This window comes from Candidatus Arsenophonus triatominarum (assembly GCF_001640365.1).
Taxonomy (GTDB): domain Bacteria; phylum Pseudomonadota; class Gammaproteobacteria; order Enterobacterales; family Enterobacteriaceae; genus Arsenophonus; species Arsenophonus triatominarum.
On the sequence record NZ_LWMI01000006.1, the window covers coordinates 375,301 to 392,287 of the forward strand.

Sequence of the window (16,987 nt, forward strand, 5' to 3'; positions counted from 1 at the left end):
CGGATACGAAGCCAGAGCTTCCTTTAGCATGCTTAATGAATAGTAAACACGAGTTTCGCAATCTCCAAAAAAGAAGTATAAATTTAAAAACAAGAAAAAATTAGGGTGTTCATATTTTGTCCGGTTATCCATGCATTAAAAATATCTATAAAACATTCTTACAAGTAAGCAGTGTAAGATACTCTGGTTTGGCGTTATCAGAAGTAAGCCCATCGCCTTTATCTCATGACACTATTAGTCGATGGCTAAAAAGTAGATGTTTTCGACCTAAAGACCTATGGCGATTAGTTCAACCTTCTATAGACAAAAAAAGCCCTTGCGTACTAATTGCTGATGATACATTGATTGCCAAAACACGTAGTAAAAAAATAGAGATGGTCTATTATCAATATTCAGGTAATGAACATGATGTTATTGCTGGCATAGGTTTAGTTAATTTACTTTGGCATAATCTAACAACTGTTGGATCAATTCCTATTGATTATCGTATTTATGATAAAGATTCTGATGAAAAAACAAAAAACACGCACTTTTCCGAAATGCTCGCTCTTGCTAAAAAAAGAGGGATCATAGCAGAAGCGGTAGTGATGGATGCCTGGTATTCTAGCCTGGATAATCTGGAATCAATTCGCTCTCATGGTTGGGTCTGGGTAACCACGCTGAGGAAAAACAGGATTGTTAACCATAACAAACAACTGAACAAGTTAGACATCTCAAAAGAAGGAATTCCAATACATTTACGAGGCTACGGTTGGGTGACAGTTTTCAAATTTACAGCCAAAAACGGCCGTATTGATTACAGAGTAACAAACAAAGAGAATCCCACCCGTCAATACGTCAAATCTATCATGGATGCCCATTGGTCTGTTGAAGTTTATCATCGAGAAGTTAAACAAAATTGTGGTATTGAACGCTGTCAGGCTCGCACGAGCCGAGCGCAAAGAAATCATATTTTTCTCGCAATTTCTGCGTGGTTTGAACAACATAAACGTCGTATATTTGAAAAAATAACCCTTTATCAACAAAATTGGGACGTAATCAAAAATGCTATTACTGAGCACATCCGTGTTTTATTAGCGTACCCAAATTAGTTTTGTGCGAAACTCGTGGTAAAGAGGGAAGATAATGAAATTGCAACTGGCTCGTAATCTTGAACATTTTTTCTCTTTGTTCAATCACAGAATAGTCGAAATTTCAACGGCAATTGAGTGCCACTGGCCACCTTTTGGTCTACGTATTGAAATTATTGAAGAACGTTTTCTTATAACCAGTTGGTTGTTAAAAGAGGGTGATTTTGATCTCTTGTCAGCATTAAAACTTAATCAACCAGAGCGGTTTTGGGGGATCCCGCAGCGAGTATTTATTATTCGCCACCGACCCTATGTGAGCGCATGGTGCCCAAAAGAGAGTGATGGTCTTTTTTTGTTTCGTTTGTGTCAAAGACAGCGTCAATTTCTTTCTCAGTTACCTAAAGGAGCCGCCTGATAATGTCAATCACTCGTTGGCTATCTCAAATTGCAGGACGTCAAGATATTATCCTTAGCGCTATGTTAATGTTGTCAGTATTCATGATGATTTTGCCGCTGCCAACCCCCTTAATTGACGTATTAATCGCGATCAATTTAGGGTTGTCGATCATTTTATTTATGATGGCAATCTATATTCGTGATCCGCTTGACTTCTCTGCCTTTCCATCCATGTTGCTGATTACCACATTGTATCGTTTAGCATTGACTATCAGTACTAGCCGTCTGATCTTATTACAACATGATGCCGGTGAGATAGTGTATACCTTTGGTAATTTTGTGGTTGGTGGTAATCTTGGGGTTGGTATCATTATTTTTGCCATTATCACTATCGTACAGTTCATTGTTATTACTAAAGGCTCTGAACGTGTGGCCGAAGTGAGTGCCCGATTTTCTCTCGATGGTATGCCTGGCAGGCAGATGAGTATTGATGGTGACATGCGGGCAGGTATTATTGATGCAACTGAAGCCAAACGCCAAAGAGCATTGGTACAAAAGGAAAGCCAGCTTTATGGTGCCATGGATGGCGCGATGAAATTTGTCAAAGGGGATGCCATTGCCAGCGTGATTGTCATTTTGGCCAATATCTGTGGTGGCATTGGCATTGGTGTGTTGCAACATAATATGTCGGCAACGGAAGCATTGAATACTTATGCTATTTTATCAGTAGGAGATGGATTAATTGCGCAGATACCGTCATTGCTTATTTCAATCACCGCAGGATTAATTGTTACTCGAGTACCTGGAGAGAAAAAGAATAATCTGGCTGGTGATTTAGTACAACAGATAATCAGTCAACCTATGTCATTGCAACTGACTGCTGGTATTTTATTGGTTTTTGCTATCATCCCTGGTTTTCCTTGGTTTGTATTTGGTCCATTAGCCTTGATGCTATTTGGTTGTTCTTATTGGATGAAACGTAACGCCAAAGTGAAAAAAGGATCAGGTCAGGTTTATTCCTCTGCCGACAATGGAACGGAACAGGGATCACGAGAGATGACACCAGGCACAATACCGCTGTTAGTCATTATTGGCCAACAGCTAATGACCGAGACGATGGCTGACAAAATACAAAATTTACGTTGGCAATTATTTGAAAAATTAGGCTTACCTTTACCTGAAATACAGTTGCAGGTCGATACAAAAAAGACAAACACATTACAAATACTGTTATATCAAGAACCTGTCTTAAAGACAGAGATAGATCCAGCGGCAATTTTATTAACTCAACCAATAGATTTACCTCAAATACGCCAGGAGCAATTGATTTTTAATCATCAAACAATCTATTGGTTAGCGGATGATAATCAATCATTGCCACCAGCGGCCGGTTATAGGGGAGTAGAAATTGTCACCTATTTGCTAGAAAAAGTCATTTATCACTTTGGCAAAGCGTTTTTAGGTATACAGGAAACGCGCTATTTGATGGATGCGATGGAGATGCGCTATGCCGAATTAGTGAAGGAATTACAGCGCTTACTGCCCATTAGTAAAGTGACTGACATTTTACAACGTTTAGTTGAAGAACAAATTTCTATTCGTGATTTAAGAACCATTTTCGAAACGCTGATTGAATGGGGTTCGAAAGAAAAAGATACGGTAATGTTGACCGAGTATGTTCGGGTTTCACTTCGCCGTCATATTCGTCGGCGCTTTACTAGCGAAGAGGGCTGGATCCCAATGTTGTTAGTCGGTGATGGGATTGAAAATAGTATTCGAGAATCTATTCGCCAATCAGCGATAGGATCTTATTGTGCCCTTGAACCTGCGCAAGAGCAGCAGATCATTGCTGCCATAAAACAAAAATTACCCACTCAGGTCGCTTGTGTTGTACTAACTTCACTGGATGTACGTCGTTATCTACGCAAAATTATCGAGCCAGCATTGACATCCACCGCCGTACTTTCATTCCAAGAAATTGGTGAAGATGCCAATATTAAAGTCCTGGCCCAAGTTGATATTACCGGGGAGAAATTGGATGCGCTCACTGGATAAAGCAAAGATCACTCAAGCGATGGCCACCCCGCTATTTCAGCCATTGACGGATATTCTCCCTTATCGATGTTTTGGCAAGGTACAGGAAGTATTCACTAATTTGGTTAAAGTGACACTGCCAGGCGCTAAGCAAGGTGAATTATGCCTGATTGATAATCGGCTAGCTGCAGAGGTCATTACCATCAAAGCGCAAGAAGCTTGGTTATCACCGTTTGACGCTACCATCGGGTTAGTGGCCGGCGCTTGTGTTGAACGTTTGGGTCATGGTCATCGAGTGCGGGTAGGAGAGCATTTATTAGGTGGCATTGTAGATGGCTTAGGGCGGCCGTTAGAAAAAATGCCGAACGCGGGTGAATGGCGTAGTAATCATAACGCGGCTCCTGATCCCTTAACACGTCAGTTAATTAGTGAAGTTTTGCCAACCGGCATCAAAGCGATAGATGGTATTTTGACGCTGGGTGTTGGTCAAAGGATCGGTATTTTTGCCGCCGCTGGTGGTGGCAAAAGTACGCTACTTGGTATGTTAGCGCGAGGTTGTGAAGCCGATGTGGTTGTATTGGCTTTGGTTGGCGAACGTGGACGTGAAGTGCGTGAATTTCTCGATAACCATTTACCGGCTTCAGCTCGAAAAAAAACCATATTAGTTGTCTCCACCTCCGATCGTCCGCCATTAGAGCGAATGAAAGCTTCTTTGACAGCAACCACCATTGCTGAATATTTTCGTGATCAAGGTAAACGGGTTTTGTTGATGGTTGATTCATTGACCCGTTTTGCGCGTGCGGCACGGGAAATTGGTTTAGCCGCCGGAGAACCACCGGTTGCTAATGGCTTTCCGCCTAGTGTGTTTGTTCATATGGCCGCTTTACTAGAGCGGACGGGGTCGGCTAAGGTTGGTAGTATTAGTGCTATTTATACCGTGTTGGTGGAAGGTGACAATATGAATGAACCTGTCGCTGATGAGGTTCGTTCTATTTTAGATGGACATATTGTTTTATCTCGCCAATTAGCTGCCGCAGGACATTTTCCCGCTATTGACGTGAACGCCAGTGTTAGCCGAGTTATGGATAATATTGTTAGTAAAGCACATAGCCTACATGCGCGTCGTTTAAGGCAATTGCGAGCACTTTTTCAAGATGTTCAACTATTAATTCGTGTTGGGGAATATCAATCAGGACAAGATAAAGATACCGATGAAGCAATTAAAAAAAATCAACCAATTAATCAATTTCTTCGGCAAGGTTACGATGAATTAGTTTCATTCGATCAGACGATAGAAGATCTTAGCCAACTGGTTTAGCGTATATGAAAAATCAATTTTCTGACTCTGAGCAAGTTATTATTAAAAAATTATTGCAATTACGACAGCAGCGAGAAATAAGCTTGCAATCTCAAAGGCAACGAGTTCAGCGTGAGCAGCAAGCGCTGCAGGCAACCATTACCGAGTTGGAACAACAACGGATGAAATTTTGGCATGATTTAGCGACGCCTTCATTACCAAATGAGACCATTTCCCGTGACCAACTAGCGTTATTTAAACAATCTATGCGTGAAGTTTATCTTGCAGAGCGGGCACTAAAAGAGCGTATCGATCAATTACGTGAGATGATCGTTGGACTAGAGAGCCAAAAGGAGCAACTAGCGAAACAGCGTCTGGTAATGATTAAAAATCAAGAAAAACTGAAAGAGGTGATGAATGACTAATACGATCCAGCGTAATATTGTCACCACTAGTCTGGTGACTAATATTCAACGTCGGCAGGAGGCTGATCCAGAACTAAAACGTCGTTTTGACCGTTTTTTGATGGCTGACCAGTCTGATAACGCTTCGTCAACGTCTGGTTGGTCTTCGGTGTTAGATACACTGACCTATAGCAATAGCTCAGCAACATTGAATAATGTTTATTTATTACGTCATGGTAATAGTTTAACTTATCGATTACTGAATGGGCCGATGATGGGCATGGTGATCATTGCTCATTGGCAAAAACCGGCGACGGTACATTTACAGTTAAAACCAGCTAATTCTGTTCAACATCTTACATTAACGCGGGTAGCGAAAAAACTAACAACAACATTAGCAAAACGGGGTTTTTTACTCTCTTTGGAGATAGAAGATGGTAAATAAAATATTTACATATCAATTAATTAAAAAATATTGCTTATTTAATATACGAATTTACACGCGAAAACAAGCGATTTCACCTCACTATATAGCTAGGCGACTTAATTTTGATTACAAGGTGTGTTATGAGTTATACAATTGATTTTCGACGTAAAGTAATATCTGTAAGGAAAGCCGAAGGTTTAACAATTCGAGAAACTGCGAAACAATTCCGTATTGGAAAAGCGTCTTTAGTACGTTGGCTTAAACGACCAGAGCCAAAAAATTCAACGCCACGTAAGAGGAAGCTCGATAAAAATGCTTTAGCAAAAGATGTGGAACAGTATCCAGATGCTTACCAAAAGGAACGGGCAGAGCGATTCGGTGTTTGTAAAAAGACTATTTGGCAATCCCTTAAAAAGCTGGGATTAACCTATAAAAAAACTCTATTCCATCCAAAAACCAACGAAAGCGACAGGCTGGCACATCAGCAAAAAAGACAACAGTATGAAAAAAAAGATAAATCTGTTGTTTTTATTGATGAAAGTGGTTTTTCACATGACACTCCACGAACTCACGGCTATTCCCCAAAAGGTCACCGTTGTTTTGGCCTGAAAAACTGGGGTGCTAAGGGAAGAACAAATGTTATTGGCGCTTTATTGGGAACAACCCTTTTTGCTATCGGATTATTTGATTGCAATATTAATCGTGATGTTTTTTATGTTTGGATCACAAAAATATTGCTCCCAGAACTTCCTGAAAATTCTGTTATTTTTATGGACAACGCTAGCTTTCACAAAGGTAAGAATATTGAACAGGCAATTATAAACGCAGGACACCAGATAGAATATTTGCCTGTGTATTCACCAGATTTAAATCCTATAGAACATAAATGGTCTCAAGCTAAACGTAAAAAGATGGAAACAGGATGCACTATCGATGACCTGTTTTTAATACATATGCTGTAATCAAAATTAAGTCGCCTAGCTATAACCATCGTGGCGATAGTCCTTGCGCCAGCAGAGCCGCCACTAACGTTCCACGCTTCGCTGACTAGGCTACGTTTTATCGTCCGCTCAATATCTGGCTCCTTAGGCCGACACCAATAGCGATAACTGCTTCGGTGAACATTAAAAATACGACACAAAGTTTTCACCGGATAAAGCACTCTTAGCTTTTCAACTACCGAAAATTTTTCAGTGAGTCGGACATTAAGAGCGCAGTAGCCTTTTTTAAGATGTCATTCTCCATTTCCAGCCGGTGGATTTTTTTCTTCATTTCTCTGAACTCAATTTGTTCAGGTGTTATAGCTAGGCGACTTAATTTTGATTACAGCATATGTATTAAAAACAGGTCATCGATAGTGCATCCTGTTTCCATCTTTTTACGTTTAGCTTGAGACCATTTATGTTCTATAGGATTTAAATCTGGTGAATACACAGGCAAATATTCTATCTGGTGTCCTGCGTTTATAATTGCCTGTTCAATATTCTTACCTTTGTGAAAGCTAGCGTTGTCCATAAAAATAACAGAATTTTCAGGAAGTTCTGGGAGCAATATTTTTGTGATCCAAACATAAAAAACATCACGATTAATATTGCAATCAAATAATCCGATAGCAAAAAGGGTTGTTCCCAATAAAGCGCCAATAACATTTGTTCTTCCCTTAGCACCCCAGTTTTTCAGGCCAAAACAACGGTGACCTTTTGGGGAATAGCCGTGAGTTCGTGGAGTGTCATGTGAAAAACCACTTTCATCAATAAAAACAACAGATTTATCTTTTTTTTCATACTGTTGTCTTTTTTGCTGATGTGCCAGCCTGTCGCTTTCGTTGGTTTTTGGATGGAATAGAGTTTTTTTTATAGGTTAATCCCAGCTTTTTAAGGGATTGCCAAATAGTCTTTTTACAAACACCGAATCGCTCTGCCCGTTCCTTTTGGTAAGCATCTGGATACTGTTCCACATCTTTTGCTAAAGCATTTTTATCGAGCTTCCTCTTACGTGGCGTTGAATTTTTTGGCTCTGGTCGTTTAAGCCAACGTACTAAAGACGCTTTTCCAATACGGAATTGTTTCGCAGTTTCTCGAATTGTTAAACCTTCGGCTTTCCTTACAGATATTACTTTACGTCGAAAATCAATTGTATAACTCATAACACACCTTGTAATCAAAATTAAGTCGCCTAGCTATAATGGCAGACCAGGCGATGTTTTCCCTTGACGTTCTAAACGAAGGGCTCTTACCCACCGGCTAATCGCTGAAAGACTGACGTTCATGCCTTTCGCGGCTTCCTGGTAGGTGTAATTTTGGTCAAGGACTAATTTGGCGGTTTCACATTTAAATTCAGCAGTAATTATTTTACTCATTTCGGCACCTATAAAAATTATGAGGTAAGCATATCACCTCAACTTAGGTGGCCAAATTTAGTATGCCACTACAGGTTACTTAACCTCGCTGAAGAGCTTAATAACGTCTCAAAAGCCTGTAAGATTATGGGGTGGTATCCCGAGATACGTTTTATCGCTACCAGGAACTTGTTAACGATGGTGGGATAGACGCTTTAATTAATCAAAATCGACGGGTGCCTAACGTAAAAAATAGAGTAGATGAACAGATTGAAAGCGCTGTAGTTGAGTATGCGATTGAATACCCTGCACACGGTCAACACCGCAGTAGTAATGAACTAAGAAAAAAAGGCATTTTTGTTTCGGGGAGTGGCGTTCGCTCTATTTGGCTGCGCCATAATCTCGAAAATTTTACAAAACGCCTAAAAGCGCTTGAAGATAAAATCGCAACAGAAGGAATTATCCTGTCAGAATCACAAATCAGTGTTCTAGAAAAGAAAGCGCAAGATGATGAAGCCTGTGGTGAGATTGAAACAGCGCATCCAGGTTATCTGGGTTCACAAGATACTTTTTATGTCGGTCATTTAAAAGGCGTTGGTCGTGTTTATCAACAAACTTACATTGATACTTACAGTAAAGTCGTTCATTGTAAGCTTTACACAACAAAAAGCGCGATAACGGCGGCAGATTTATTAAATGACAAGGTTCTCCCTTTTTATTCCCAGCATGGGTTACCGGTGTTACGTATACTGACGGACAGAGGCAGTGAGTATTGTGGTAAAGTTGAACATCACGATTATCAACTTTATCTCGCTATCAATGATATTGATCATACAAAAACTAAAGCTCGTTCACCTCAAACTAATGGGATTTGTGAACGCTTTCATAGAACTGTATTACAAGAGTTCTATCAGGTGGCTTTTCGTAAGAAAATCTATAGGGCTTTAGATGAATTACAAGCTGACTTAGATAAATGGTTAGCGGAATATAATAACCAACGCACTCATCAAGGAAAAATGTGTTGCGGTCGAACTCCTATGGCAACTTTACACGAGGGAAAACAACTTTGGAGAGAGAAAGATTTAAATCAAATTTAACCTGACAGGTACTGTATAAATAACCGGTAACTGTCAGATTAAGTCTGAGCTACTACAACTCATGACGAAGTAACCGAACAAAACCTCTCAACACCGCTTACATGCAACACAACTTTATTTCTCCATTAACAATAGAATAAGTCTCTTTTTTTCCTGTAGTAGGTTGATAAGATAATTTTCCTGCTAAGGTTTCAGCAATGGAATTGGCTAATAAATTTCCTGTAAGTATGAAATTAAAGCTTCCAACTGAATCTATTTGTAAATTCTTCCAGCCCCATTGATTTAGTATACCTAGATTAATATTAAAGCCCTCCCCTTCCAATGCAAAAAGATACTTATCCATTTGTTGTTCGATGTTAGCAGTAAATCTTACTAAAGCATTTTTTATACGGGCATTGAACATTGAAATAATATTAGTATTATTCTGTTGAGATATTTCTAAATAAGGGTGCCGTAAAACAATCTGATTAATCATACCACTGTTAGCATTAAATCTAGCTTTCCCTTTCCATAATCCCCATTTTTTTTGTTTTATAAAATCCATATTAGAGATATCACCATTAATATTAGTAAATTCGAAGGGGAAATTATGGTTAATATCTATAATTGATGAATTAATTAATTTCAAATTAGTAACGTGTAACGAAGTAATCGAATTTGTAACCGGCAATGTAATAAATTCTATCCAATTAGCAGGTAATTGATAATGTATATTAGCTAACCTCGCATCTACAATATTAATCGAATGGTGTTGTATATTCGAAATTACCTTTAAACTAAACGTACCTTCGTGTGTATAACCAAAAAGACGATGAAAGTAAAGTATATCATTTGAATATGTTATGTCTGCAACTAGGTGACTAATTTGTTGATTATGTGATATTAACTTATCAATATTTAATTCACTTTTATTAAAAGAGTTTTTCCAATGCCCATCAATAATATTTATATCATTTACCTTTCCTGATAAACCTAAAATTGACCACTCTTTTCCTTGGAAATTAGTATTTATTAAATCCATATCTTCAACTTTTAGGTTTTTAATGTCTTTCAGTATATTAAGCATTTCGTCAAATGACATAGAAAATTGCCAATCCGTGTTAGCTAACACTAGTTTTTCAACAGTGAGTGAATTATCAGTATATTGAACAATGTTGGCGTTAATAATACCATTATTGACATGAGCAGAAAATTTATTGAATGAAAGAAAATTTTTTTTATATGCTCCTTTTACCATCAAATTTGTTAAGTTAAAATTATTTAACTCAAGTCGATCAGAATTGAACTGAAAAACACCTTCTTCGAATGAATTGTGGAAGGTTATTTCGCCAGTCATATTAGTAGCTACGTTAGAAATATTTTTACCTCTATAGCTTATATTAATCCTTTCTAATTTTAGTCTTTTAGTTATAAAAGGAAACGCCTTGAAAGAAATAGGTAGATTTACTTTTCCTTCTGTAAGGATTATTCTGTCAAACGACAATTTTGAAAATATTTTTTGCAAGAAAATTTCTAACCTAATTTGTTTTACATTGAGAGAAAAGTTATTTTTTTTATTATGGATAGAAACATCTTTAAATAAGATTATTCCTGGTGTTTTAAGACTATGGCTAATATCGTCTATTTTAGCATCATAATGAGTATATTTACTTAATAAATAACTTAATTGTTCTGCTCCCCAATGTGTTTTTATGACCATATAAATCGATATAATCAACATAAAAAACGTAAAAATAAAAATATTTAACCACTTTACCAGAAATATCACTATGTTCTTTATAGTTACCTCCTTATTATTACAAATTACCTAATATAATCTAGAAGAAAATTATTAATTTCTGCCCACCGAATAAATTGGGGCCATGAACATTCGACTGGCGATGGAACATTTTATGATTCTGGCATAGAAATAAACTGAATACTTTGTATGTAAACCCCAAATGTCCCGACTTTTATACCCTGTAAGATATAACCATCTGGAATATTGTAAGTCTCTGTTCTATGATTAATTAAGCCTTCATTTTTGCCTATTTTATTCGTGAGACCATTCTTATACGTAATAACTATTTGACCAATAAAAACTCCTTCAACTACATATTCTACCTTATTTATATCCATATCAAGTTTTAAATCGGCTACTTTCCGAACTTCAACGTTTTCCCTTGACTTTTTTGTACCAAAATAATTATCTCCCACCGTCACCTCAAATGATTTTACATCATTCATATTTTTTACGTTTACAATATTCCCACCTGGACCGCCAGTCATTAATGTGTTTTCTGGTGTTCCTAATCGATCAACAATCCATCCCCCAGAAAACACAAGACTATAGGTTGGCGGTTCGATTATATATTCATGTAACGTTGTATTTTGATCTCCATAAATAGGAGAGAACTTTTTTTCTTTTACGTTAATCGTTGATGTTACCATAAATTCAAATCCATCATGATTACCTTTAGCAGTAATAGTAGTAATTCCTGCGCTTTTTCCTGTTACTAAACCAGTATTATTTATAGTAGCAATATTTGGCTTACTTGAAACCCATTCAATCAGATCATTCTTCACAAATTCGCCTTCTTTATAGCTTTCAATATTGCGTGAGGGAATTAACTTGACCTTATACAGAAACGAGCCATTAACAATGATACTTCTATTTTTTTCATTAATTTCAAAATCATATTTGATAAAATCAAAGTCAGTTTTTTTACCGACATCATTCCGATTGTCAGTAACGGATGCATGCAACATTGCTTGACCATCGTCATTGCTTATTAAAGAAAATTCAACTTTACCCGTTTATCCGTTCTTACTGTTGTCTCTTGTTTTTTATTATCAGCAAAATGACCTAGAGTCGTTGTAATCTTAACTGGAATATCTGCTAGCGCACTACCTTGCTTGTTTTTTACTTCTACAATAAATTTAACAGGAGTTCTACCATCTGCACTTGCATAATTTTTATCTAATTTATTATTTAATGAGGTAACATGTGCCGAACTTGTATCAGGGTCAAAAACTGTAGTTTCTTTTCTTCCTGCTTTATCAGTATTGGTAGTTGTTGCCGTTATAGTCACCGTTCCTGCTTTGTTACTTCTAAGTCTAAAAGTGGCCTGACCATTAGCATCTGTAGTAATTTTTCCATCATTTAAATTTTCAAATGTTCCTGTCCCTTCTGGGCTCTGACTAATAGCGATTTCATTTTTGGGAACAAGATTACCGTTTGCATCTTTCACTGTTACGGTAAATATAACAACATCAGAGCCATTCGCTGTTGCTCTATTCTTATCTGCTGTTAGACTGGCAATACTTGCGGTGCTGCTATCAGCTTTAAAACTGACATCGCTAGTTTGCTGTTTATTAGACTGAGTATGAGTAACAGTTACTGTCGCATTGCCTGATTTTTTGCTCTCTAACGTAAAAGTAGCTTTACCGTGCTGATCTGTTTTAACAGTTTTAGGATTTAAATCACCTAAAGTGGTTTTGATATTCAACTGATGATTGATAAACGGATTACGGTTTCCGTCTTTGATTGTTACGGTAAATGTAATGACATCAGAGCCATTCGCTATTCCGCTATCTTTATCATTTTTTATCGCTATGGTTGCTGTACTATTATTGGGCTCAAAGTTAACTACCTTTTCTTTTCCCGTTGTATCGGTATCGTTAACTGCTGTTACGGTCACATTTTCTGCTTTGTTACTTCTAAGTCTAAAAGTGGCCTGACCATTAGTATCTGTTGTAATTTTTCCATCATTTAAATTTTCAAATGTTCCTGTCCCTTCTGGGCTCTGACTAATAGCGATTTCATTTTTGGGAACAAGATTACCGTTTGCATCTTTCACTGTTACGGTAAATATAATAACATCAGAGCCATTCGCTGTTGCTCTATCCTTATCTGCTGTTAGACTGGCAATACTTGCGGTGCTGCTATCAGTTTTAAAACTGACATTGCTAGTTTGCTGTTTACTAGACTGAGTATGAGTAACAGTTACTGTCGCATTGCCTGATTTTTTGCTCTCTAACGTAAAAGTAGCTTTACCGTGCTGATCTGTTTTAACAGTTTTAGGATTTAAACCACCTAAAGTGGTTTTGATATTCAACTGATGATTGATAAACGGATTACGATTTCCGTCTTTGATTGTTACGGTAAATGTAATGACATCAGAGCCATTCGCTATTCCGCTATCTTTATCATTTTCTATCGCTATGGTTGCTGTACTATCATTGGGCTCAAAGTTAACTACCTTTTCTTTTCCCGTTGTATCGGTATCGTTAACTGCTGTTACGGTCACATTTTCTGCTTTGTTACTTCTAAGTCTAAAAGTGGCCTGACCATTAGCATCTGTTATAATTTTTCCATCATTTAAATTCTCAAATGTTCCTGTCCCTTCTGGGCTCTGACTAATAGCGATTTCATTTTTTGGAACAAGATTACCGTTTGCATCTTTCACTGTTACGGTAAATGTAATGACATCAGAGCCGTTTGCTGTTGCAGTTCCTTTATCGACGTTTAGGCTGTCAATATGAGCGGTATGACTATCTGCAATAAAACTAACTCTCTTATTAGCCTCCCGTTGAGGGGTACTTTCATATTGTGCACTTACCACCACATTATCAACTGCTTTTGTTGTGCTGGTTAGTCTAATTTTGGCTTGACCATTAGCATCAGTTTCACTAGTTTTTGGCAAAATAACAGCATTGTCTTTATCTTGATACCAACTAATCATCTTATTTGATATCTTTATTAGATTACCATTATCATCTATTAATTGTGCGGTATAGGTAAAATACTGACTACCATCTGCTATCTTTGTCGTTGTAGCATCATCAAGTTTTATACTACCTATTCTCGCGGTACTGATATCGGCAATAAAACTAACTCTCTTATTAGCCTCCCGTTGAGGGGTATTTTCATACTGTGCACTTACCACTACACTATCAACTGCTTTTGTTGTGCTGGTTAGTCTAATTTTGGCTTGACCATTAGCATCAGTTTCACTAGTAGATGGCATGTTAACATTCGTGTTTTTATTTAAGTGCCAATCGATAACTTTATCAGCTATCTTTAATAGATTACCGTTTTTATCTACCAATTGTGCGGTATAGGTAAAATACTGACTGCCATCTGCTATCTTTGTCGTTGTAGTATCATTAAGCTCTATACTACCTATTTTCGCGGTACTGATATCGGCAATAAAACTAACTCTCTCATTAGCCTCCCGTTGAGGGGTATCTTCATACTGTGCACTTACCATTACATTATCAACGGCTTTTGTTGTGCTGGTTAGTCTAATTTTGGCTTGACCATTAGCATCAGTTTCACTAGTAGGTGGCACGTTAACATCCGTGTTTTTATCTTGATGCCAACGAATAATCTTATTTGCTACTTTCACTGGATTACCGTTTTTATCTACCAATTGTGCGGTATAGGTAAAATACTGATTGCCATCTCTATCTTTGTCGTCGTAGTATCATCAAGCTTTACACTGCCTATTTCCGCGGTACTGACATCTGCTAAAAAAAGTAATAATTTTTCTGTATTAGAACCATTAATATTGGCTGTGATTTTCATTTGTCCTGCTTGCTCACTGACAATACTAAAAATCGCTTTACCATTATTGTCGGTAGTAACATTACGGGTTTTGGGAATTTGCTTCATTGCTCGCGGTAAATTTGACTATAACGTTCGGCCACTTCATTACCATACTTATCGGTAACGACGGCTTTACCTTATTTTCCGCTCGACCATTTGCTATTTGATTATCAGTGATAACTTCTAAGTTACTGTCTTTTATTCAGCTGTGTTTTCATCCGACTCAAAATTAATAGTAGCACTTTTATGATTTCCATTGTCCATCGTTGCTGTAATGCTACCTTTACCGGCAGTTTTACTAAAAACTTCAATGAAGGATTTTCCATTACTATCTGTTTTAACGGTGAGTTTTTTATTATCAATATGACTACTAGAAGATAATGTTGCGCCGGATTCACCATTAATTAAATTCAGCCCACTTATCTCAAAAGTAATGTTTTCATTACTAAGTGGCTTTCCTTTTTTATCTTTGATCTCAGCTGTAACAACATACCTATCTTTATTATTTGCTGTGAGAGTTTTCCTGGTGGTGTAATAATTAAATTTGTACTAAAGTCGTTGTAGATCGAATACTCCGAATAACTGTTGTGGCTTTATTTGACTCATTATGGTTTTTATCAATACCTACTGCGCTGATATAATATTCTTTTGAAAAATTCGAATAAGGTGGTAAGATAATTTGCGCTTCAGTCTGTGAAATTTTTTTGAATTCTCCCCCATCAGTGGAAAAGTGATGGTCCACAATCCACTTTATATCTTTTAAACCATACTTTGTTTTATTGACCTTAACATTGATTGTCTTTATTTCTTTAGCTTCACCAATTATCTCTTTAGGTAAAGCAATATTTATTAATTCTTGTTTACTATATTGCATCACAATATCATAATTTCGGTCGACAAAATCATACTTATTACCAACGAGACTACGCATTATATCAACAGAATCAGGATCTAATTGTTGTTGAAGTGATACCCCAAAACGATAGTTCACATTCATGCTAATTTTTGTATTATTCTGATCACCAATTGAATGTTCCCCTCTGAAGGTTAACAGGGGGATAGGCGCGTAAATTATTCCTAAACTTAAAGCTTGTGGATAATCATTTAATTGGGTTGGATCAAGGTTAGCGTGACGATCGATGCCTTTACCAAAATATTTTTCATATTTAACACTACCGCCAAATTGAGGTACTTTGGCAAATAAGCTTCAGCGCTAACGTCAAAACCTGTTGCAGGACGTTCATCATAATCATCCATGCGTGATAATTTTGATTGATGCGATTGAGTCAAGCCAAAATAACCATTTACAGCAAGTTTAAAATAATCTGTCCACGTTTCACCACCAATTCCTAAACGCGCATTACCTCCGGTAATGTCATAATCATAAAAAGTATTAACACCATACATCAATTTTTTCCAATATTGGCGATATCCTAAACCGAGGTTTACCCGTATTTCTTTCAGCATTATTTCTGAGTCCTAACTGGCTAAAAAGAAGACTGTTTTCCTTATCAATAATAGGTAATAAAAAATCGCCCGAAATTTTAGTATCTGTATTAAAAGAAACACGGCCTTACCATATTGGTTTAACCAACCGGTAATTCGTTGATTAACTAATCCTAGGCCAATATTCTTTGCATAGCCAATAGAAGTCTCTAATGGATCCTTGTTTAGAAGAATATTACTCACCTGAGTAACTCCTGAAGCTATTTTCTTATCAAATGTATCCTCTTCTTTTGGATCGAAATTAGAACTGTCTAAATCAGGTAAAATAGATTTTACTCTCGTATTTTTTGCGTCATCTTTTTCAACTACCTCAATTTCTGGCATTTCCAGAGGATAATTTTCTGGACTTAAATTTTCAAAGGGAGTTAACGGATAAGATTTTTTAGTTGGTTGTGATGAATAGGCAATATGTGGTAATATGATGTAAAAAAATTGCAAAAAAATCAATCCCAAATTATTTTTTTTCTTTCAAAATAAGAACTCAAAATATGTTATATCCTTTAACAAAAGTTTATTATTTAAAATTAAAACCAAGCATCATCCTGAACTAGAGGTTAACTTATGACATAACCCAATGATTAATCAATATTGAGCAGGTTTCGAATATATCTAAATTTTTTTAGAACTAGACTAACGTTTTTAATAGATAAATGATTCAATATATGAAGAAGAGAAACTACAAAAAATCGCTCCATTGGGCTATTGTAGTGGCATACTGAATTTTGGCCACCTAAAGTTGAGGTGATATACTTACCTCATAATTTTATAGGTGCCAAAATGAGTAAAAACATATACTGCGGAATTAAATGTGAAACCGCCCAATTAGTC

14 protein-coding genes and 5 pseudogenes are annotated in these 16,987 nt (G+C 36.9%); 8 read left to right on the forward strand and 11 right to left on the reverse strand.

Annotated features, from left to right (window positions below; translation table 11 throughout):
• The first annotated feature begins 116 nt into the window (after nt 1–116).
• The 7 genes from AYJ55_RS04810 (at nt 117) to AYJ55_RS04840 (ending at nt 6,590) form a co-directional block, all read left to right on the forward strand.
• Nucleotides 117–1,091 (forward strand): IS701 family transposase, encoded by a 975-nt coding sequence (locus AYJ55_RS04810; protein ID WP_063654591.1) that lies wholly within the window; start codon nt 117–119, stop codon nt 1,089–1,091.
• Between the two features lie 34 nt (nt 1,092–1,125).
• A complete protein-coding gene (locus AYJ55_RS04815; protein WP_063654593.1) occupies nt 1,126–1,485 on the forward strand; it encodes a hypothetical protein in 360 nt (119 codons plus the stop codon).
• Between the two features lie 2 nt (nt 1,486–1,487).
• Entirely contained in the window at nt 1,488–3,521 is a 2,034-nt protein-coding gene (locus tag AYJ55_RS04820; RefSeq protein ID WP_063654595.1) for an EscV/YscV/HrcV family type III secretion system export apparatus protein, read from the forward strand.
• The gene (locus tag AYJ55_RS04825; RefSeq protein WP_063654597.1) at nt 3,505–4,818 is read left to right on the forward strand and encodes a FliI/YscN family ATPase; all 1,314 of its coding nucleotides are present in this window, start codon (nt 3,505–3,507) and stop codon (nt 4,816–4,818) included. The genes AYJ55_RS04820 and AYJ55_RS04825 overlap by 17 nt, the downstream gene beginning before the upstream one ends.
• A gap of 5 nt (nt 4,819–4,823) precedes the next feature.
• Nucleotides 4,824–5,222 carry a hypothetical protein gene (locus AYJ55_RS04830; protein WP_063654599.1) on the forward strand — a complete coding sequence of 133 codons (399 nt, stop codon included), beginning with the start codon at nt 4,824–4,826 and terminating at the stop codon, nt 5,220–5,222.
• The gene (locus tag AYJ55_RS04835; RefSeq protein WP_063654601.1) at nt 5,215–5,646 is read left to right on the forward strand and encodes a hypothetical protein; all 432 of its coding nucleotides are present in this window, start codon (nt 5,215–5,217) and stop codon (nt 5,644–5,646) included. The genes AYJ55_RS04830 and AYJ55_RS04835 overlap by 8 nt, the downstream gene beginning before the upstream one ends.
• Nucleotides 5,647–5,768: 122 nt before the next feature.
• Nucleotides 5,769–6,590: an IS630 family transposase gene (locus tag AYJ55_RS04840; RefSeq protein WP_063654603.1), complete on the forward strand. Its 822-nt coding sequence runs from the start codon at nt 5,769–5,771 to the stop codon at nt 6,588–6,590.
• A 14-nt stretch (nt 6,591–6,604) separates the two neighbouring features.
• Here AYJ55_RS04840 and AYJ55_RS32680 read toward each other — a convergent pair.
• The 4 genes and pseudogenes from AYJ55_RS32680 to AYJ55_RS04855 all read right to left on the reverse strand — a co-directional run.
• Nucleotides 6,605–6,930 (reverse strand): annotated as a pseudogene (locus tag AYJ55_RS32680) (IS3 family transposase); the annotation flags it as partial.
• Between the two features lie 21 nt (nt 6,931–6,951).
• Complete coding sequence (locus AYJ55_RS04845) at nt 6,952–7,485, reverse strand: IS630 family transposase (protein WP_162505291.1); 534 nt, start codon at nt 7,483–7,485, stop codon at nt 6,952–6,954.
• Complete coding sequence (locus tag AYJ55_RS04850; RefSeq protein WP_063653415.1) at nt 7,409–7,774, reverse strand: IS630 transposase-related protein; 366 nt, start codon at nt 7,772–7,774, stop codon at nt 7,409–7,411. Before AYJ55_RS04850 ends, AYJ55_RS04845 begins: the two co-directional genes overlap by 77 nt.
• Before the next feature lie 36 nt (nt 7,775–7,810).
• Nucleotides 7,811–7,987 (reverse strand): annotated as a pseudogene (locus AYJ55_RS04855) (IS3 family transposase); the annotation flags it as partial.
• 30 nt (nt 7,988–8,017) lie between these two features.
• On the opposite strand from AYJ55_RS04855, the pseudogene AYJ55_RS04860 reads away from it, so the two are divergent.
• Nucleotides 8,018–9,063 (forward strand): annotated as a pseudogene (locus AYJ55_RS04860) (IS481 family transposase).
• A gap of 97 nt (nt 9,064–9,160) precedes the next feature.
• Here the strand turns inward: AYJ55_RS04860 and AYJ55_RS04865 are convergent.
• The 7 genes and pseudogenes from AYJ55_RS04865 to AYJ55_RS04900 form a co-directional block, all read right to left on the reverse strand.
• Nucleotides 9,161–10,762, reverse strand: a complete 1,602-nt coding sequence (locus AYJ55_RS04865) for a hypothetical protein (protein ID WP_162505322.1) — start codon at nt 10,760–10,762, stop codon at nt 9,161–9,163.
• Between the two features lie 191 nt (nt 10,763–10,953).
• Nucleotides 10,954–11,811: a beta-prism lectin domain-containing protein gene (locus tag AYJ55_RS04870; protein ID WP_063654611.1), complete on the reverse strand. Its 858-nt coding sequence runs from the start codon at nt 11,809–11,811 to the stop codon at nt 10,954–10,956.
• A gap of 23 nt (nt 11,812–11,834) precedes the next feature.
• On the reverse strand, nt 11,835–14,453 hold the full coding sequence (locus AYJ55_RS04875) for an Ig-like domain-containing protein (protein WP_245677266.1): 2,619 nt from the start codon (nt 14,451–14,453) through the stop codon (nt 11,835–11,837).
• A 17-nt stretch (nt 14,454–14,470) separates the two neighbouring features.
• A complete protein-coding gene (locus tag AYJ55_RS04880) occupies nt 14,471–14,719 on the reverse strand; it encodes a hypothetical protein (protein ID WP_063654615.1) in 249 nt (82 codons plus the stop codon).
• Nucleotides 14,720–14,851: 132 nt separating this feature from the next.
• Nucleotides 14,852–15,172, reverse strand: a pseudogene (locus AYJ55_RS35595) (Ig-like domain-containing protein); the annotation flags it as partial.
• Nucleotides 15,173–15,191: 19 nt separating this feature from the next.
• Nucleotides 15,192–16,120: pseudogene (locus AYJ55_RS35600) on the reverse strand (inverse autotransporter beta domain-containing protein).
• A gap of 12 nt (nt 16,121–16,132) precedes the next feature.
• Nucleotides 16,133–16,612, reverse strand: coding sequence for a hypothetical protein (locus AYJ55_RS04900; protein WP_187153172.1), 480 nt, complete (start codon nt 16,610–16,612; stop codon nt 16,133–16,135).
• Between the last annotated feature and the right edge of the window lie 375 nt (nt 16,613–16,987).

Bases quoted from the DNA above. Each gene is read 5' to 3' on its own strand.
- AYJ55_RS04815 (WP_063654593.1), top strand. From the start codon at position 1,126: ATGAAATTGCAACTGGCTCGTAATCTTGAACATTTTTTCTCTTTGTTC.
- AYJ55_RS04820 (WP_063654595.1), top strand. From the start codon at position 1,488: ATGTCAATCACTCGTTGGCTATCTCAAATTGCAGGACGTCAAGATATT.
- AYJ55_RS04825 (WP_063654597.1), top strand. From the start codon at position 3,505: ATGCGCTCACTGGATAAAGCAAAGATCACTCAAGCGATGGCCACCCCG.
- AYJ55_RS04830 (WP_063654599.1), top strand. From the start codon at position 4,824: ATGAAAAATCAATTTTCTGACTCTGAGCAAGTTATTATTAAAAAATTA.
- AYJ55_RS04835 (WP_063654601.1), top strand. From the start codon at position 5,215: ATGACTAATACGATCCAGCGTAATATTGTCACCACTAGTCTGGTGACT.
- AYJ55_RS04840 (WP_063654603.1), top strand. From the start codon at position 5,769: ATGAGTTATACAATTGATTTTCGACGTAAAGTAATATCTGTAAGGAAA.
- AYJ55_RS04850 (WP_063653415.1), bottom strand. From the start codon at position 7,774: ATGAGTTATACAATTGATTTTCGACGTAAAGTAATATCTGTAAGGAAA.
- AYJ55_RS04865 (WP_162505322.1), bottom strand. From the start codon at position 10,762: ATGGTCATAAAAACACATTGGGGAGCAGAACAATTAAGTTATTTATTA.
- AYJ55_RS04870 (WP_063654611.1), bottom strand. From the start codon at position 11,811: ATGTTGCATGCATCCGTTACTGACAATCGGAATGATGTCGGTAAAAAA.
- AYJ55_RS04880 (WP_063654615.1), bottom strand. From the start codon at position 14,719: ATGAAGCAAATTCCCAAAACCCGTAATGTTACTACCGACAATAATGGT.